General features: G+C 67.9%; 11 protein-coding genes. 5 read left to right on the top strand and 6 right to left on the bottom strand.

Annotated elements, in window-relative coordinates; genetic code table 11:
* The first annotated feature begins 208 nt into the window (after positions 1–208).
* Positions 209–1,183, top strand: coding sequence for a Bug family tripartite tricarboxylate transporter substrate binding protein (locus AC6LJ2_RS03585; RefSeq protein WP_498150797.1), 975 nt, complete (start codon positions 209–211; stop codon positions 1,181–1,183).
* 16 nt (positions 1,184–1,199) lie between these two features.
* On the top strand, positions 1,200–1,934 hold the full coding sequence (locus AC6LJ2_RS03580; RefSeq protein ID WP_445659043.1) for an alpha/beta fold hydrolase: 735 nt from the start codon (positions 1,200–1,202) through the stop codon (positions 1,932–1,934).
* A gap of 12 nt (positions 1,935–1,946) precedes the next feature.
* Here the strand turns inward: AC6LJ2_RS03580 and AC6LJ2_RS03575 are convergent, their stop codons facing one another.
* Positions 1,947–3,335, bottom strand: a complete 1,389-nt coding sequence (locus AC6LJ2_RS03575; RefSeq protein WP_498150796.1) for an MFS transporter — start codon at positions 3,333–3,335, stop codon at positions 1,947–1,949.
* Between the two features lie 183 nt (positions 3,336–3,518).
* Here AC6LJ2_RS03575 and AC6LJ2_RS03570 point away from each other — a divergent pair, with 183 nt between their 5' ends.
* The 3 genes from AC6LJ2_RS03570 (at position 3,519) to AC6LJ2_RS03560 (ending at position 6,870) form a co-directional block, all read left to right on the top strand.
* A complete protein-coding gene (locus tag AC6LJ2_RS03570; protein ID WP_445659045.1) occupies positions 3,519–4,427 on the top strand; it encodes a LysR family transcriptional regulator in 909 nt (302 codons plus the stop codon).
* 174 nt (positions 4,428–4,601) lie between these two features.
* A complete protein-coding gene (locus AC6LJ2_RS03565; RefSeq protein WP_445659046.1) occupies positions 4,602–5,774 on the top strand; it encodes an acetyltransferase domain-containing protein in 1,173 nt (390 codons plus the stop codon).
* Positions 5,775–5,781: 7 nt separating this feature from the next.
* Positions 5,782–6,870 (top strand): porin, encoded by a 1,089-nt coding sequence (locus tag AC6LJ2_RS03560; protein ID WP_498150795.1) that lies wholly within the window; start codon positions 5,782–5,784, stop codon positions 6,868–6,870.
* 116 nt (positions 6,871–6,986) lie between these two features.
* Here AC6LJ2_RS03560 and AC6LJ2_RS03555 read toward each other — a convergent pair whose 3' ends face one another.
* The 5 genes from AC6LJ2_RS03555 to AC6LJ2_RS03535 form a co-directional block, all read right to left on the bottom strand.
* Complete coding sequence (locus tag AC6LJ2_RS03555) at positions 6,987–7,940, bottom strand: hypothetical protein (RefSeq protein WP_498150794.1); 954 nt, start codon at positions 7,938–7,940, stop codon at positions 6,987–6,989.
* Positions 7,941–7,957: 17 nt separating this feature from the next.
* A complete protein-coding gene (locus tag AC6LJ2_RS03550) occupies positions 7,958–8,746 on the bottom strand; it encodes a bestrophin-like domain (protein WP_498150793.1) in 789 nt (262 codons plus the stop codon).
* Between the two features lie 10 nt (positions 8,747–8,756).
* A complete protein-coding gene (locus AC6LJ2_RS03545; RefSeq protein ID WP_498150792.1) occupies positions 8,757–10,322 on the bottom strand; it encodes a sensor domain-containing diguanylate cyclase in 1,566 nt (521 codons plus the stop codon).
* Positions 10,323–10,378: 56 nt separating this feature from the next.
* Entirely contained in the window at positions 10,379–12,898 is a 2,520-nt protein-coding gene (locus AC6LJ2_RS03540) for a spermidine synthase (protein ID WP_498150848.1), read from the bottom strand.
* Positions 12,899–12,990: 92 nt separating this feature from the next.
* Positions 12,991–14,625 (bottom strand): arylsulfatase, encoded by a 1,635-nt coding sequence (locus AC6LJ2_RS03535; protein ID WP_498150791.1) that lies wholly within the window; start codon positions 14,623–14,625, stop codon positions 12,991–12,993.
* Between the last annotated feature and the right edge of the window lie 30 nt (positions 14,626–14,655).

Raw genomic sequence — 14,655 nt, 5'->3', positions numbered from 1 at the left:
GGGCGATGCGTGATTGTCACTCATCTGGCGGGCGGGGCGGTGGCAAAAGGGTAAGCATCCGCATATTCATAGTTGGAATCCTTCGTTGGCGGCACCGGCGGCCGCGCGTAGTCTGCCCTCTGTATAAATAGAGGGCGCTCGACACTTCCGTGGGGTCGGGCCGGCGCATACCGGCGCCGGGCGCCCGCGGCTTCGTGGAGTGTGCGGTGTGAAGGTCTCTCGTTTCTGGACCCGGGTGCAAGGCCTGGTTGTCGTTTTCCTGCTGGGCGCGATGGCGCCGGCCAGCGCGGCGTTTCCCGACAAGCCGGTGCGCCTGATCCTGCCGCTGGCGCCGGGCGGCGCCATGGATGTGCTGGGGCGCGGCCTGGCCGAACGCCTTGGGGCCCTGTGGAATGTGCCGATCATCGTCGAGAACCGGGCAGGGGCAGGCGGCAACATCGCCGCCGACCAGGTGGCCCGCGCAGCGCCCGACGGCTACACGCTGCTGTTGACGGGCGACATGCTGGTGGCCAACCAGACCCTGTTCCAGGGCACTCTCAACTACGACCCGGTCAAGAGCTTTGCGCCGATCAGCATCGTGGCGGCCACCCCGCCGGTGATCGTGGTGCGTGCGCAGTCGCCCATCCAGGACCTGGCCGGCCTGCGCCGCGCGGCCAGCCAGCACGTCCTCAATATCGGCACGCCGGGCTACGGCAACAGCAACCACCGGGCGCTGACGCGGCTGCAGCAACAGGTGCCGGGCACCGTGCAGCACGTGCCGTACAAGGGCGCCGGGCCGGCCGTGGTGGCGCTGCTGGGCGGCGAGATCGACGCCGCCGTCGTGGCCTTGCCGGCGGTGTCCAGCCTGATCGCCAATGGCCAGGTCCGCGCGTTGGCGGTGTTGCAGGACAACCGCAGCGATACCGTGCCGCAGGTGCCGACGGCGGCGCAGGTCGGCCTGAAAATGGAGGGCGACACGGGCTGGTTCGGGCTGCTGGCGCCCGCCGGCACCTCGCCGGAGGTGGTCCACGACGTCTGGCGCGCGGTGCACCAGGCGGTCACCGAGCCGGACTTCCGCGCCCGGCTGCTGGCCATCGGCTTCGAACCCATCGCGGACTCGCCGCAGTCCTTTGCCGACCGCATTGCCAGCGATGCCGACAAGTTTCCGGCCCTGCTGCGCGCAAGCGGCGTGGCCCTGCAATAAGCCAAGCGAAGCCGCCATGCCCATCCTGCACATCGGCAATGCCGAACTTCACGTCGACATCCAGGGCCACGGCGATGCCGTGCTGGCGCTGGCCCCGGGCGGCATGCTGTCGCATCGCGAACTGTGGCGCGTCACCCGTGACGGCCGGCCGCGCGAGTATCCGGACCCGGTCGCGGCGCTGGCCAGCCAGTACCGGGTCATCGCCCCGGACCAGCGCAATGCCGGGCGCTCGCGCGCGCCGGTGCTGGCCAGCGACGGCTGGACGACCTACGCATTGGATCACCTGGGCCTGCTGGATGCGCTGGGCGTGCAGCGCTTTCATGTGCTGGGCTCGTGCATCGGCTCATCGTTCGCGTTGAAACTGTGCGAACTGGCGCCGGATCGGGTCGTATCCGCCATCCTGCAACAGCCCATCGGCATTGCCGGGGCGCAGGGCAAGCGCGGCGAGTCCTTCGACCAATGGGCCGATGCCCTGCGGGCGCGCGACCCCGCGGTCGACGATCGCGCGCTGGAAGGCTTGCGCCACAACCTGTTCGGCGGCGAATTCGTCTTCAGCGTCAGCCGCGACTTCGTGCGGCGCAATCCGATTCCGCTGTTGATCCTGGGCGGCAACGACGCGCTGCATCCGCGCGCCGTCTCGCTGGAATTGGCGCAACTGGCACCGTCCGCCACGCTGGTCGAAGACTGGAAGGGCCAGCCGCAGCGCTACCTGGACGCCATCCAGGGCTTTCTCGCACGCCATCCGGCCTGACGTCGGCAGCCGCTACGACGCCGTCAAGGCGTGGCGCGCCTGGCGGACATGGCGTTCGAGCAGGCCGCTGGCCAGGCATCCGGCCAAGGCAAATGCCACCGCCGCCCACAGGGCCCAGGTGGCGCCGGCCTTGGCGTCGAACACAAAGCACGCCGCCACGAACGCCGCGCCCGTCGTCTGCCCCAGCAGGCGGGCCAGGCCCGACAGGCCGCTGGCCACGCTGGCCCGATGCGCGGGCACGCTGAACATGATGCCGCGCTGGTTGGGCGACAGGAACAGGCCGAAGCCCGTGCCGCACAGCGCCATCGGCAGCATCACCGCCCACATCGGCGCGCCGGCCGGCAGTTCGCTCGCCGCCAGCAGGCCGGTGGCGAGCAGCGCCAGGCCGATCACCCCCAGCAGACCCGCGGAAATCCGGTCCGACCACTTGCCCGAGAACGGCGCCAGGCAGGCGCCCATCACCGGCCACGGTGCGATCAGCATGCCGATCTCGGCAATATCGCGTCCCAGCGTCTGGCTGAGCAGGAACGGCAGCGCCACCATCGCCGCGCCTTGGGCGGCGAACGCCAGCACGCACACCCACACCGCCAGAGAGAAGGAGGGCAGGCGCAGCAGGTCCAGCGGCACGATGGCGTGCGCGCTGCGGCGTTCGCGGCGCAACAGCAGCGCCCAGCACACGACGCCCAGCAGCCAGATCAGGGCCGTGCCCCAGTCCGGCTGCGCCACGCGTTCCAGGCCCATCACCGCCAGCCCGAAGGCCAGCGCGCACAACACCGCCGCGCCCGCATCCAGCGCCTTGCCGTCGCCGGGCGCCCGGGGCAGATAGCCGCCGGCCAGGGCCAGCGCCACCAGGCAAAATGGCACGTTCACATAGAACAGCCAATGCCAGCTCAGCACCGTCAGCATGGCGGACGCCAGCACCGGTCCGCCCGCCAGCGAGGCCGCCGCGATCATGGCGTTCAGGCCCATGCCGCGACCGAGCTGTTCCTTGGGATAGATGGCGCTGACCAGCGCCATGTTGCAGCCCATCAGCGCCGCGGCGGCCAGGCCCTGCAAGGCCCGCGCCGCTTCCAGCGCCCACAGCGACGGCGCCGCGCCACACCACACCGACGCCAGCAGGAACAGCCACAGCGCCGGCAGGAACACCCGCCGATGGCCGATCTTGCCGGCCAGCGCCGCCAGCGGCAGCATCGTCGCCACCATCACCAACTGGTAGATCGTGACCACGCCAATGACGTTCGCCGCGCCGACGTCCAATTGCGTGGCGATCGACGGCAGCGCCGTGTTCGTCATGGATGTATCCAGCGTCGCCATCGAGATCGACAGCGACACCGCCAGCATCGCGTAGCGGCGTTTGGCAGGCGTCAACGGGGTGGGGAAGGGGGCAGGGAAGGCAGACATCACTCACACGCAGGCAGAAAAAGATGGGCCCAAGTATGAAAGTGGCCACCCTTGCAGGGAATAGCAAAATCTGTAAAGCAGCCTTGCAGATATGAAATACTGAGCGCCTGTGACAGGGCGGCGGACCGCGGCAGCGGCTAGCGGTTGCAGATGGCCGCGGCAGATATCGGCGAAGGTGCAGGCATGGTGAACCGAACAGAAGGCATGGCATTGCTGGTGGCGGCCGTCGACCAGGGCAGTCTCAGCGGCGCCGCGCGCGTCAGCGGGATTTCGCTGGCGTCTGTCAGCCGGCATCTCAGCGCCCTGGAAGAACGCCTGGGCACGCGGCTGCTGGTGCGCTCGACCCGCATCCTGCGCCTGACCGAGGCGGGCCAGCGCTACTACGCCGAAGCCAAGCGATTGCTGGCCGAGATGGACGAACTGGAAAGCAGCATGCAGATCGAAGCGGCCGAACCGTCCGGCCGCCTGCGCGTCACGGCGCCCACGCTGTACGGCCGCGTGCATCTGCAACCCTTGCTGGCCAGGTTCCTGGTGCAGCACCCCAACGTCACGCTGGACCTGCATTTGCTCGACCGGCCGGTGAATCTGCTGGAAGAAGGCATCGACCTGGCCGTGCTGGTGGGCGACCAGCCCAGTTCCAGCCTGGTCGCCCGGCGCCTGGGATCCATCCGCTGGGTCCTGAGCGCATCGCCCGACTACCTGGCGCGTCGCGGCACGCCCGCCAGCCTGCAGGATCTGGCGCAGCACCACGACGGCCTGGTCTACAGCCACCTGGCCACGGAAGAAATGTGGACGCTGATGGACGCCGGCAAGCCGGTGACCGTCCGGATGCGCACGCGCATGCGGTCCAACACGGTAGACGGCGTCGTCACCGCGGCGGCGGCCGGGGCCGGCATCGTCTACGCCCCGGCCTGGGCCATCGCCGACCACGTCGCGGCCGGCCGGCTGGTGCCATTGCTGCCGCAATCGGAAACGCCGCCCAGGCCGGTGTTCGCGTTGATGACGCACCAACGGTTGATGGCGGGCAAGGTGCGGTCGCTGCTGGAGTTCCTGGCCAGGCACCTGCGTGAGAAATCGCTGAACGCGCTGTGAGGGGCGGGGTGCGGCTCGACCCGCGTCAAGGCAGGTCGCGGCGGAGAAGGGCCGATGATCGATGCGCCATCCGCGGCGTGCATACGATACAATAGGAATGTTATTACATTCCAACAATAGGTTCGGCCGGCTGGGCATCGCCCCGGGGCCGGTGCTGCTTCTCAGCCTTTATCGATGTCTTCCGCGTTTGACCTTCCCTCTCCGGCCAGCAGTACGCGCTTGCGTTCCATCGACGCCTTGCGCGGCCTGGTCATCGTCATCATGTTGCTGGACCACGTGCGCGAAACCTTCTTCCTGCACCATCAGGTCAGCGATCCCATGGACGTGGCCGCCACGACGCCAGACCTGTTTTTCTCGCGCCTGCTGGCGCACTTGTGTGCGCCGGTGTTCGTGTTCCTGACGGGGTTGTCGGCCTGGCTGTACGGTGCCAAGGCCGGCAGCCGCGGCGCGGCAGCGGCGTTCCTGGCCAAGCGGGGCGCCTTCCTGGTTGCGCTTGAGATCACCGTCGTGAACTTCGCGTGGACGTTTCAGTTTCCTCCCTCGGTGGTGTATCTGCAGGTGATCTGGGTGATCGGCCTGTCGATGCTGGCGTTGGCCGCGTTGCTGTGGCTGCCCCGCGCCGCGCTGACCGTCGTCGGGGTTGTGCTGATCGCCGGCCACAACGCGCTGGACGGGCTGCATTTTGCGGTGGGCGAGGCCATGCACGTGCCGTGGGCGGTGCTGCATGACCGTGGCTGGATCGGGCTGGGCGACAGCTTGCGCCTGCGCACGTCGTATCCCTTGCTGCCGTGGATCGGCGTGATCGCCCTGGGCTTCGCGGCGGGGCCCTGGTTCCAGGCGGACGTGCCGGCGCTCAAGCGGCAGCGGCGCCTGTTGGGCGTGGGACTTGCCGCCGTGCTGGGCTTTCTGGTGTTGCGGGCCTTCAATGGCTACGGGCAGGCCCAGCCCTGGGTCGCGCAGGATGACGCACTGCATACCGCGATGAGCTTTCTCAACATCACCAAGTACCCGCCTTCATTGATGTTCCTGTTGCTGACGCTTGGCCTGGGCGCGTGCCTGCTGGCGCTGGTCGAACGGGCTGCGTCCGCCGCGTGGGTACGCGTCTTGTGCGTGTTTGGCGCCGCGCCGATGTTCTTCTATCTGTTGCACCTGTATGTGCTGAAAGGCTTGTATCTGGCAGGGGAGAGCCTCTGGGGGCTGAATCAGGGCAAGTATTTCGGCGTGCCGGACATGGCCGGCGTGTGGTTGATCGCGGCGTTGCTGGCGCTGGCGCTGTACTGGCCGGTGCGCGGGTTCGGTCGCCTGAAGGCGCGGCGCCGCGACATCGCCTGGCTCAAGTATCTGTGAGGCGGTGATGGCATTACGTCGCGTTGCCTTGGGCCTGTGCGCCCTGACGACATCGTGGGGCGCCGACGCGCAGCAAGGGCCTGTCACCTTGTATGGCGTGATGGACCTGAGCTTGGCGGGATTTTCCACGCAAGAGCGCGGGACGGCGTTGAACATGCAATCGGGCGTGCAGTCCGGATCGCGCTGGGGCCTGCGCGGCAGCGAGGATCTGGGCGGCGGCCTGCACGCCAATTTCCAATTGGAAAGCGGCATCCTCGCCAACAATGGCAGGTCCGCGCAGGGCGGCCGCCTGTTTGGCCGCGCGGCATGGGTGGGCGTGTCGGGAGGCTTCGGCGAGCTTCGCCTGGGCCGTCAGACCTCGGTATCGTCCGCCACGCTGGCCAACTACGATGCGTTTCAGGCGTCGTACCTGATCACGGGCGCGCAAACGACGCTGTTGCCCTACAACGCCAATCGCGCCGACCATACCGTCGCCTACTGGAGCCCGTCCTGGTCCGGTCTGCGGGCGGGCGTGGACGTCAGCCTGGACTACGACGGCGCGGGCGGATTCCGGACATCGGCCACCAATAAGCTGTACAGCGCAGCGCTCATCTACGAACAAGCGGACTTTGCGGTGACCGCCACCTACGAAGGCGTGCGCTGGGCCGATGGCACCGCGCCATTCGCCGCCATGGCGCGGGCAGGGGGCACACGGCAACCTGACGCCTATACCTTGGCGGGGCGTGCCTCGCTGCAGGCCTTTACGTTCTATGCCGGGTGGTCCGTGATGCGCAACGGGTCGACCATTCCCGCCGTGCCGTCGCCGGGTCAGCGCGTCTATTTTCCGGGTAGCACCGTGCATGGCCTGATGGTGGGTACGGCCTGGCAGGCAGGCGTGGGTACCGTGATGGCTTCCTGGCAGGCCAGCCTGCCGACTGGCGGCGTGCTCAAGAATGAGGGCGCCACGCATGCCCAGCAGGTGTATTCGCTGGGCTACGTGCATGATCTTTCCAAGCGGACCAATCTGTACGTTGTCTATGGCCACATGCGGGGGGCCTGGAACAGCGCCTCCTGGCAGCAATCGCAGTATGCGGTGGGGATGCGGCATCGGTATTGAGGGCGGGCGCGTCCTCTTTCGACACTATTCTTACTTTACATAATATACATTATGCGAATTACGGAGCGCTTTGCGGGGGGCTACAACCGGCATCCAAGTCCCTCGATCCCATCGGGTCAAAAACTGACCGCCAACCCCACCGAAAACCCCGACACCCCCGTGCCGAACACATACCGGCCCACCAGCCGGGTCCGCGTCACGATGACGTTGTAGGCGCTGGAATCCAGTTCCAGCCCGGCGCCCACCGACGTCAGGCGGTCAAAGCCCAGCACGCCCCGCTGGTCACCCAGGAACTCGGAGTGCGTCAGTTCCAGCACGTAGCGCAGCGGCCGCTGAAGCATCGTCAGCCCTGTGGGCGCCCGGTAGCGCGCCCACAGGTTGGCCGACTGGGCGATGGCGTTGCCCTGCACGGCGGCCGAACTGGCGAAGCTCTTCAAGCGGATGTCCGAATAGCGCAGTTCCACATCCACTTCGTAGCCCGGCCGGTAATGCTCGTAGTCCAGCATCAGCGAGCCACCCAGGCCGTAGGCGTTCAGCGACCCCTTGTCCAGGAAGTTGACGTCCTGTCCGGTCTTTTGCCCCACGTACCAGCTGGCCGCGCGCAGGTCGCTGGTGACGTTGCCCAGGGCAACGTTGAAAATCGGCCGCAGCTTCAGTTCGTCGGCCAGCTTGAAATCCCAGCCGATGCCGCCCGTGGCCGATACGCTGTTCCATTTGGTCGGTATCTTGCGGGTTTCGGCGCCCTGCGACGCAATGAAGGTCGGGTCGTAGCGGCTGGCGGCCAGCACGCCTTCCAGGTAGATGGGCACCGTCTTCGAAATCGTGTCGCCGCCGCCCAGCTGGGTCATGAAGAATTCGGTCGACCCGGACGTGCTGCCGCCGCCCGCCCCGATCGACAGCGAACTGGTGGTGATGTCCGGCACGATGGACAGCGACATGATCGCCAGCACGCCGTTGGCGCGCTTTTGCAGATCGTCGTGGTTCAACCTGACGGTGGGTTGCGCGGCGGCGTCCGCGCCCAGGGCGAAAACGTGCGCCGCAATCAGCCAGGCCTGCAAACGTCTGATCATGATGGCCTCGGGCGGAGTCACGGCGTGGCGGGCATGGCGCCGCCCATCGCCTGGCGCTGAGCCAGCAGCAAGGCATCGCTCTGGTCGATGCGGATGGCGCCGATCCGCGGAAACTCGAAGTCGATGATGATGTACAGCGCAACGGTCATCACCAGTGCATAGATCATCTGGTGAAACAAGGTGGCGCGCCTGGCCTGCGCCAGATTCAGGCCGATCAGGCAGGCGCAGATCAGGGCCAGGAAACCCAGGAACAGATACGTCATGATCGGCGGATGGACCTTCTGGGCGACGGTCTGGGCGGTCGATACGTCGAACATGTCGTTCACGGCGGCAATGTAGGACGCGGCAAACGGCGGCGCGGTGTTGCGGGTGGCGGCAATGGAACGGGCCCAGATGTCCTGTTGCAGCGCGCCCGCCCGGGCGGCAATCTGCTCGCGGCGTTCCAGGTCGGCCACATGCCGGTAGTAGTTGACGCGTTCGTCGACGTAGCGCCGGAATTGATCGCGCAACTGGGGCTGGTCCACGGTGTCGAGCAGGTCGATGCGCAACCAGGCGGTGCCGATGGCGTTGACCTCGGTCACCAGCAGGTTGCGCCGGTCCGCCATGCGCTGCGCGGCGCCGGAAAAGGTGAACGCGATCAACAGGCCCAGCAAGGCAAACACCGAGGCCTCGATGGCGGCGGATCCCGCCTTGCCGTGGTCATCCGGATCGCCGTGGCGGCCCAGGGCCTGCCCCAGGCGGATGGCGGCGAGCAGCAGAAAGAAAAAGACGACGGCGCCGGCCGCGAGCACAAGGGAATAGTTCAAGATGCCACTCCTACGCGGGGTCGATGTTGAGGGATGCGTCTGCCTGCCATAGCGTGACCCGGTCACGCCCGGCCCGCTTGGATTGATACAGCGCCTGGTCGGCGCGCTGGATGATGGCCTGGGGCGATGCGCCCTGCTGCGGCCACAGCGCCACGCCGACCGACACGGTGACCGGGCCGACACCCTCTGGCATCGCCCTGCCCGCCACGTTCCTGCGCAGGCGCTCGGCCGCCTGCCGCGCCGCCTGCGCCGACGCCACGGGAACGAGCGCCACGAATTCCTCGCCGCCCACCCGGAACGGGCTGTCCGGCTGCCGCACGCTGTCTGCCAAGGCCTTGGCCACTGCGATCAGCACCTGGTCGCCGGCCGGATGCCCGTGGGTGTCGTTGATCTGCTTGAAATGGTCCAGGTCCAGCGCGATGACTGCAAAGGGCTCGCCGGCCGCGACCAGCGCGTCGATCCGCTCGCGCATGGCGCGGCGGTTCAAGAGCCCGGTCATGGGGTCGGTCATCGATTGGGTGTTCAGCCGGCCGACCTCGTGCCGATGCTGGGCAACGGTGGCCGCCAAGGCCTGGCGCAGGCGGTCGGCCTCGAAGTACCAGGTCTTCATGGACAAGGCGCGGGCGCCGTCTTCGCCCACGGCGCCCGCGCTGTCCAGGGCGCGCGCCAGGCGGGACAGCGGTCGGGCAATGGCGTAGGCCAGGACGCACACCAGCAGCAGGGTCAGCGCCACGGCAGGAATGGCGAACCGCAGGGATTCGCCGAGCAGGGTCTTGACGGGAGACAGCGCCAGGTCGAGCGGCCGTTGCACCACCACGGCCCATTTGCCGCGGGTCATGGCCGCATAGCCCACCAGCATCCGGCCGTCCGACGCCGTCTGAACGTCGACGGCGCCCGACGGTGCGTTGGGCGCCAACCGCGCCCGCAGCGAAGCGATCAGGCGGGTGTCGGGGCCGCTGTCGCCATGGTGATACAACACCTGGCCCGCGACGTTGACCAGGTACACCGACGTGCCGTCGGCATACGCATGGCGGCCGATCAATCCGTCCAATCGGCTGCCGCGGTCCAGGATCACCACCGCCGCCAAGAATCCTTTCGGGGTGCCGGCGGGCCCGATGATCGGCTCCACCAAGGTCAGCGCGCCGAACCCGGTGTCCGCCAAGCAGCAAGGCATCACCCAATCCCCTGCCCGCAGTTGGCTCACGCCTAGCGCGGCCAGGGTGTCGACGCCGGCCAGGGGCTTGGGGGTCGGCTCGGACCGGGCCGTGATGGCGCCGGCGGCGTCCGCCAGCAACACGGCGGAAACGCCTTGGGCGGACCCGGCCAACTGCGACAGGTCGACCGCGGACGGCGCCGCCGCAGTGGCCGCCAGCCTCGGCACGCCGGCCTGAAGCTGCCGGTGCAGCGCGTCCACGTACAGGTCAATGACCTCGGCCAGCTTTTCGGCGTAGGCCCGGTTCGAATCCAGCGCATTCTTGATGACCTGCGCCTTCTGCACCTGGTAGCCGGCAAAGAGCGCGTTGGAAAACCCGATGACCACGCTGGCGACGGCCAGCGCGATCAGGACGGTCAGCAAGCTTGTTTTGCGTCGTGTGGCCATCGGGTCCCCTGCCCTCACCGTCCGTGATTGCCTTACCGGGCCGCCCCGCCCATGAACCAGCGCAGATAGGAGTTGTCGCGGCTGGCGGCCGCCAGCCGGCCTGCAGTGCGCGCCCAGGCCTCGCGGTTGCCGTCGTAGGCAGCCAGGGCGCTTTGGTAGAACAGGTCCAGCGTGTCGCGCTCGCGCTCGATGCCCTGCGCCAGGGCGGGGTCTGCACCCGCCAGCGGGGCCGGACCCCGCAGCGCCAGCAGCGCCGGCAGCGTGCGTGAAATCTCGCGCGGACGCACCCAGCTTGCGTATTCGATGGCCGGCCTGTCGTCGGTCACGGCGGGCGTCGCGCCGGCGAAGCGGGCCAAGCCGTCACGGTCGGTGACCCAGGTGGCCAACAGGGCCGCGGGCGAGGCCACGCCCACCTCGGCAAGCGCCGCGGCCACGGGCGGCGCGGCAAAACGGCTGGCGATACGCGCCGCATCCAGGGGCAGCGGATCCATCGACCCTACCAGCAGCATTTCATGCAGTTCGGTCGTCCACAAAGACGCATGCGGGAACACGTTGATGAAACTGGCCACCAGCGCGCGGGTGTCGTCCAGGTTCTGCGTGGGCAGCGGCAGCCACTGCGCGACGATGCCCTGCGGTTGCAGGCGCGAGGCCGCCAGCGCATAGAAATCCTGCGAGTACAGGTTGACCACGCCGGCCGCCGATGGCGGCGGCGGTTCGAGCGTGATGAGGTCGTAACGTTGCGCGTTGCCCAGCAATTCACGGCGACCATCGCTGATACGCCGTTCCAGGCCCGGATCTTGCACGGCGTCATAGCTGCCCTGGAACACGGGCGCCGCATGCAGCACCGCGGGCAGCAATTCCGCCACGACGCGATGCTCCAGCCCCGGATAGCGCGACAAGGCGCCCGCCGTGATGCCGGTACCGTAGCCGATCACGAGGGCCGAGCGCGGTTCGCCCGCATGCACGATCAGCGGCAGCAGCGCCTGCAAGCGCATATAGCGCAGCGACGGCATGGCGTCGCCGGAATTGGAGACGCCCTGTATGTAAAGGCGGCGAAAGCGCTGTTCGCCCTGCCCTTGTTCCACCACGGCCACGGTGCCGCCATGGTTTTCTTCGTAGAACACCAGATCGGCGTCCTGCGCGCCCGGCAGCAGGCGAGCCAGGTGGTTGACCGGCAGCGATACGCCCAGGATCACGGCCGCGCCGGCCAGGGCGACGCCCAGGCCCTGGGCCATCGACGACGCCGGGCGCGCCTGCCAGATCGCGACCGCGCCCACGATGCAGGCGGTGACCGTCAGCAGCGCCAGGCTGCGCACCGTGCCCAGCTGGGGCAGCAGGACAAACCCGGTCAATGCGGTGCCGGCAATGCCGCCTAGCGTGTTGCAGGCCAGCACCGCGCCTGCGCCCTGCCCGCGGCGCTGCGGCGGCACGGCAATGCGCAGCACGGCGGGGAACGCCGCGCCCAGCAGCAGCGTGGGTAGCAGCACCACGGCGCCTGCGGCCACCGCAAAGCGGGCGCTCATGCCGGCCAGGGGGCTGCCCGTCCAGCCCAGGATGGCCGCTTCGGCCAGCCCCTGGGCACCGATCAGCCAGCGCCCCAACAACGCGGTTTCGACCAGCGCCAGCAGGCCGGCGCCGGCAACCAGGAACCCAAAGACGCGCCACGGGTCGCCCAGCGCGCGTTCCCGGCGGACGTACAGCGCGGCGCCGAGTGTCAGCCCGGCCAGGTACACCGCCAGCACGATCGAAAACGCGAAGGCGCGGGTGCTCATGAACGGCACCACCATTTGCGACCAGAGCACCTCGTACCCCATCGCCACGGCGCCGGCGACGGCGTACAGGCCCAGCGCCAGCCTGGCCTGGCCAGACATCGCTTCCCGCGGGTCGTGCACGCGGGGTGGCGCCGGCTCGTGGACCGCGTCGGCATGGCGTCGGTCCAACGCCCAGGCTCCCGCGGCCGCCGCCAGATTCAGGCAGGCCGCCGCCCAGGCGCTGCCGCGCACGCCCAGGGCCGGAATCAGGAAAAAGGCCGGCAACAGCGCGCCGATGATCGCGCCACCGGTGTTGGCGGCATAGAGCGTGGCGCCCGCTCGGCCGATGCGCGCGGCACCCGTGGCGCGCAACAGCACGGGCAAGGTGCCGCCCATGAAAAACGGTGCGATGCCCACGATCACGACAATGGCCAGCCACGCCAGGGCGGGGCTGACCGCCTCGCCTTGGGCAAAGGCAGCGGCGCCCTGCCCCAGCGCCAGCGTGACGCCGATGCCCAGCACGGCGATCGTCACTTCAATGGCCGCGTACAACCGGAACGGACGCGCACTGGCATCCGCGCGGCGGCCCAGCACCCAGCTGCCCGCAGCCAGGCCCAGGAAAAAAGCCCCGACCGCTACCGCGATGGCATGCACTTCCACGCCGACAATCAGCGACAGCTGCTTGATCCACAGAATCTGGAAGACCAGCGCCGCGACGCCCGACAGGGCCAGCAAGGCGACGGCCGGCCACAAGGCCGTGCCGGCGTGCGACGTCTCGCCCACGTTGTGTAGCGCCGCCATCGGGCGCACGGATGTTGTCATCGTCGGGTCCTTGTCCTTAAAGGGGGGGCAATGCGCGGATGCGGCCGCAAGCCGCATCCGCCGGTCACACCCTACTTGCCTTGCTTCTTGGCCTGCTCTTCGAAGTACGCGTCGATCTGCTTGTCCACCGCCTTCTGCACCTGGTCGGTGCTGAAGCTGGGCGGATTCTGGCTGGGCGGCCATTCAATGAAGGTCTGCAGGAATTCGCCCGCCTTGGCCGAGCCGACGAAGGCCAGATAGGCGTTCTTGGTCAGCCAGTCGTTGTACTGATCGGACACGATATCGGCGCGTTCATAGGGGTCCATGCGCAGGTTGAACACCTTGGGCACCCGCAAACACACGAACGGTTCCTTCCATACCGCGAACCCGCCCGGCGCTTTCTGCTCGCAGAACACCACCTTCCAGTTCTCGTAGCGCATCGCGACCAGCAAGCCGTCGTCGTTGAAGTAGTAGAAGTCTTCACGGGCGCTCTTGGGGTCCTTGCCGGTCAGGTACGCCAGCTGGTTGTAGCCGTCCAGGTGCACCTTGTAGTCGCGATTGGCGCCGTTGGGCCGCCAGCCCTTGAGCAGCCGTTCCTTTACGCCGTCGTCCCCCGCCGCGGCCAGCAGGGTCGGAAACCAGTCCATGCCGGAGACGATGTCGTTCTTGACCGTGCCAGGTTCGATGTGGCCCGGCCAGCGGATCATCGCCGGCACGCGGAAGGCGCCTTCCCAGTTGGTGTCCTTTTCGCTGCGGAACGGGGTGGTGGCGGCGTCCGGCCAACTGAACTGGTTGGGGCCGTTGTCCGTCGTGTAGATCACGATGGTGTCCTTGGCGATGCCCAGGTCGTCCAGCTTTTTCAACAGCTTGCCGACGTCCTGGTCATGCTCCCACATGCCGTCGGCGTAGTCGTTGCCGGGCATGCCGCTCTTGCCCTGGTGTTCCGGCCGGATGTGGGTGAACAGGTGCATACGGGTGGTGTTCATCCACACGAAGAACGGCTTGTCTTCCTTGCCGTGCTTGTCCAGGTAGTCCAGCGCGGCGCCGACGGTTTCGTCGTCGATGGTCTCCATGCGCTTGGTGGTCAGTGCGCCGGTGTCCTCGACCTTGCCGTCGGCCGACGCCTTGATCACGCCACGGGGCTTGTAGGCCTGGACCACGGGGTCTTTCGAGTTCTTCGGGAAATAAGGGCGCTCGGGTTCTTCCTCGGCATTCAGGTGGTACAGATTGCCGAAGAACACGTCAAAGCCATGCTTGGTGGGCAGGTACTCGTCGCGGTCTCCCAGGTGGTTCTTGCCGAATTGTGCGGTGTTGTAGCCCTGCGCCTTCAAGGCGGTGGCAATGGTGATGTCGCGGTCCTGCAAGCCGACCGGAGCACCCGGTACGCCGACCTTGGACAGGCCGGTGCGGCGGGCGGACTGCCCGGTGATGAAGGTGGACCGCCCCGCCGTGCAGCTGTTCTCGGCGTAGTAGTCGGTGAAGATCGCGCCCTCGTTGGCGATGCGGTCGATGTTCGGCGTGCGGTAGCCGACCACGCCGCGTGTGTAGGCACTGATATTGGCCTGGCCCACGTCATCGCCGAAGATGACGAGAATGTTTGGTTTCTTTCCAGACGTCTGCCCTGATGCGCCGGACTGCGCACTCTGGGCCTGCGCGTACGCACCGCCCATTGCCGCAAGCCCGCTGGCGGCCACCAGCGCCGCTCCCAACCATCGTCTTGCATTCATGACTGCTCTCCTCGCCCACAGGGGCCGTAT

It is taken from the genome of Achromobacter sp. 1014246743 (genome assembly GCF_059760725.1).
The sequence above is the reverse complement of the archived record's forward strand: the minus strand, read 5'-3'. Positions and strand labels throughout refer to the sequence as shown.

Excerpts from the sequence above, each read along its gene's own strand:
- AC6LJ2_RS03580 (WP_445659043.1), top strand. The coding sequence starts at position 1,200 with ATGCCCATCCTGCACATCGGCAATGCCGAACTTCACGTCGACATCCAG.
- AC6LJ2_RS03575 (WP_498150796.1), bottom strand. The coding sequence starts at position 3,335 with ATGTCTGCCTTCCCTGCCCCCTTCCCCACCCCGTTGACGCCTGCCAAA.
- AC6LJ2_RS03570 (WP_445659045.1), top strand. The coding sequence starts at position 3,519 with ATGGTGAACCGAACAGAAGGCATGGCATTGCTGGTGGCGGCCGTCGAC.
- AC6LJ2_RS03565 (WP_445659046.1), top strand. The coding sequence starts at position 4,602 with ATGTCTTCCGCGTTTGACCTTCCCTCTCCGGCCAGCAGTACGCGCTTG.
- AC6LJ2_RS03560 (WP_498150795.1), top strand. The coding sequence starts at position 5,782 with ATGGCATTACGTCGCGTTGCCTTGGGCCTGTGCGCCCTGACGACATCG.
- AC6LJ2_RS03555 (WP_498150794.1), bottom strand. The coding sequence starts at position 7,940 with ATGATCAGACGTTTGCAGGCCTGGCTGATTGCGGCGCACGTTTTCGCC.
- AC6LJ2_RS03540 (WP_498150848.1), bottom strand. The coding sequence starts at position 12,898 with ATGGCGGCGCTACACAACGTGGGCGAGACGTCGCACGCCGGCACGGCC.
- AC6LJ2_RS03535 (WP_498150791.1), bottom strand. The coding sequence starts at position 14,625 with ATGAATGCAAGACGATGGTTGGGAGCGGCGCTGGTGGCCGCCAGCGGG.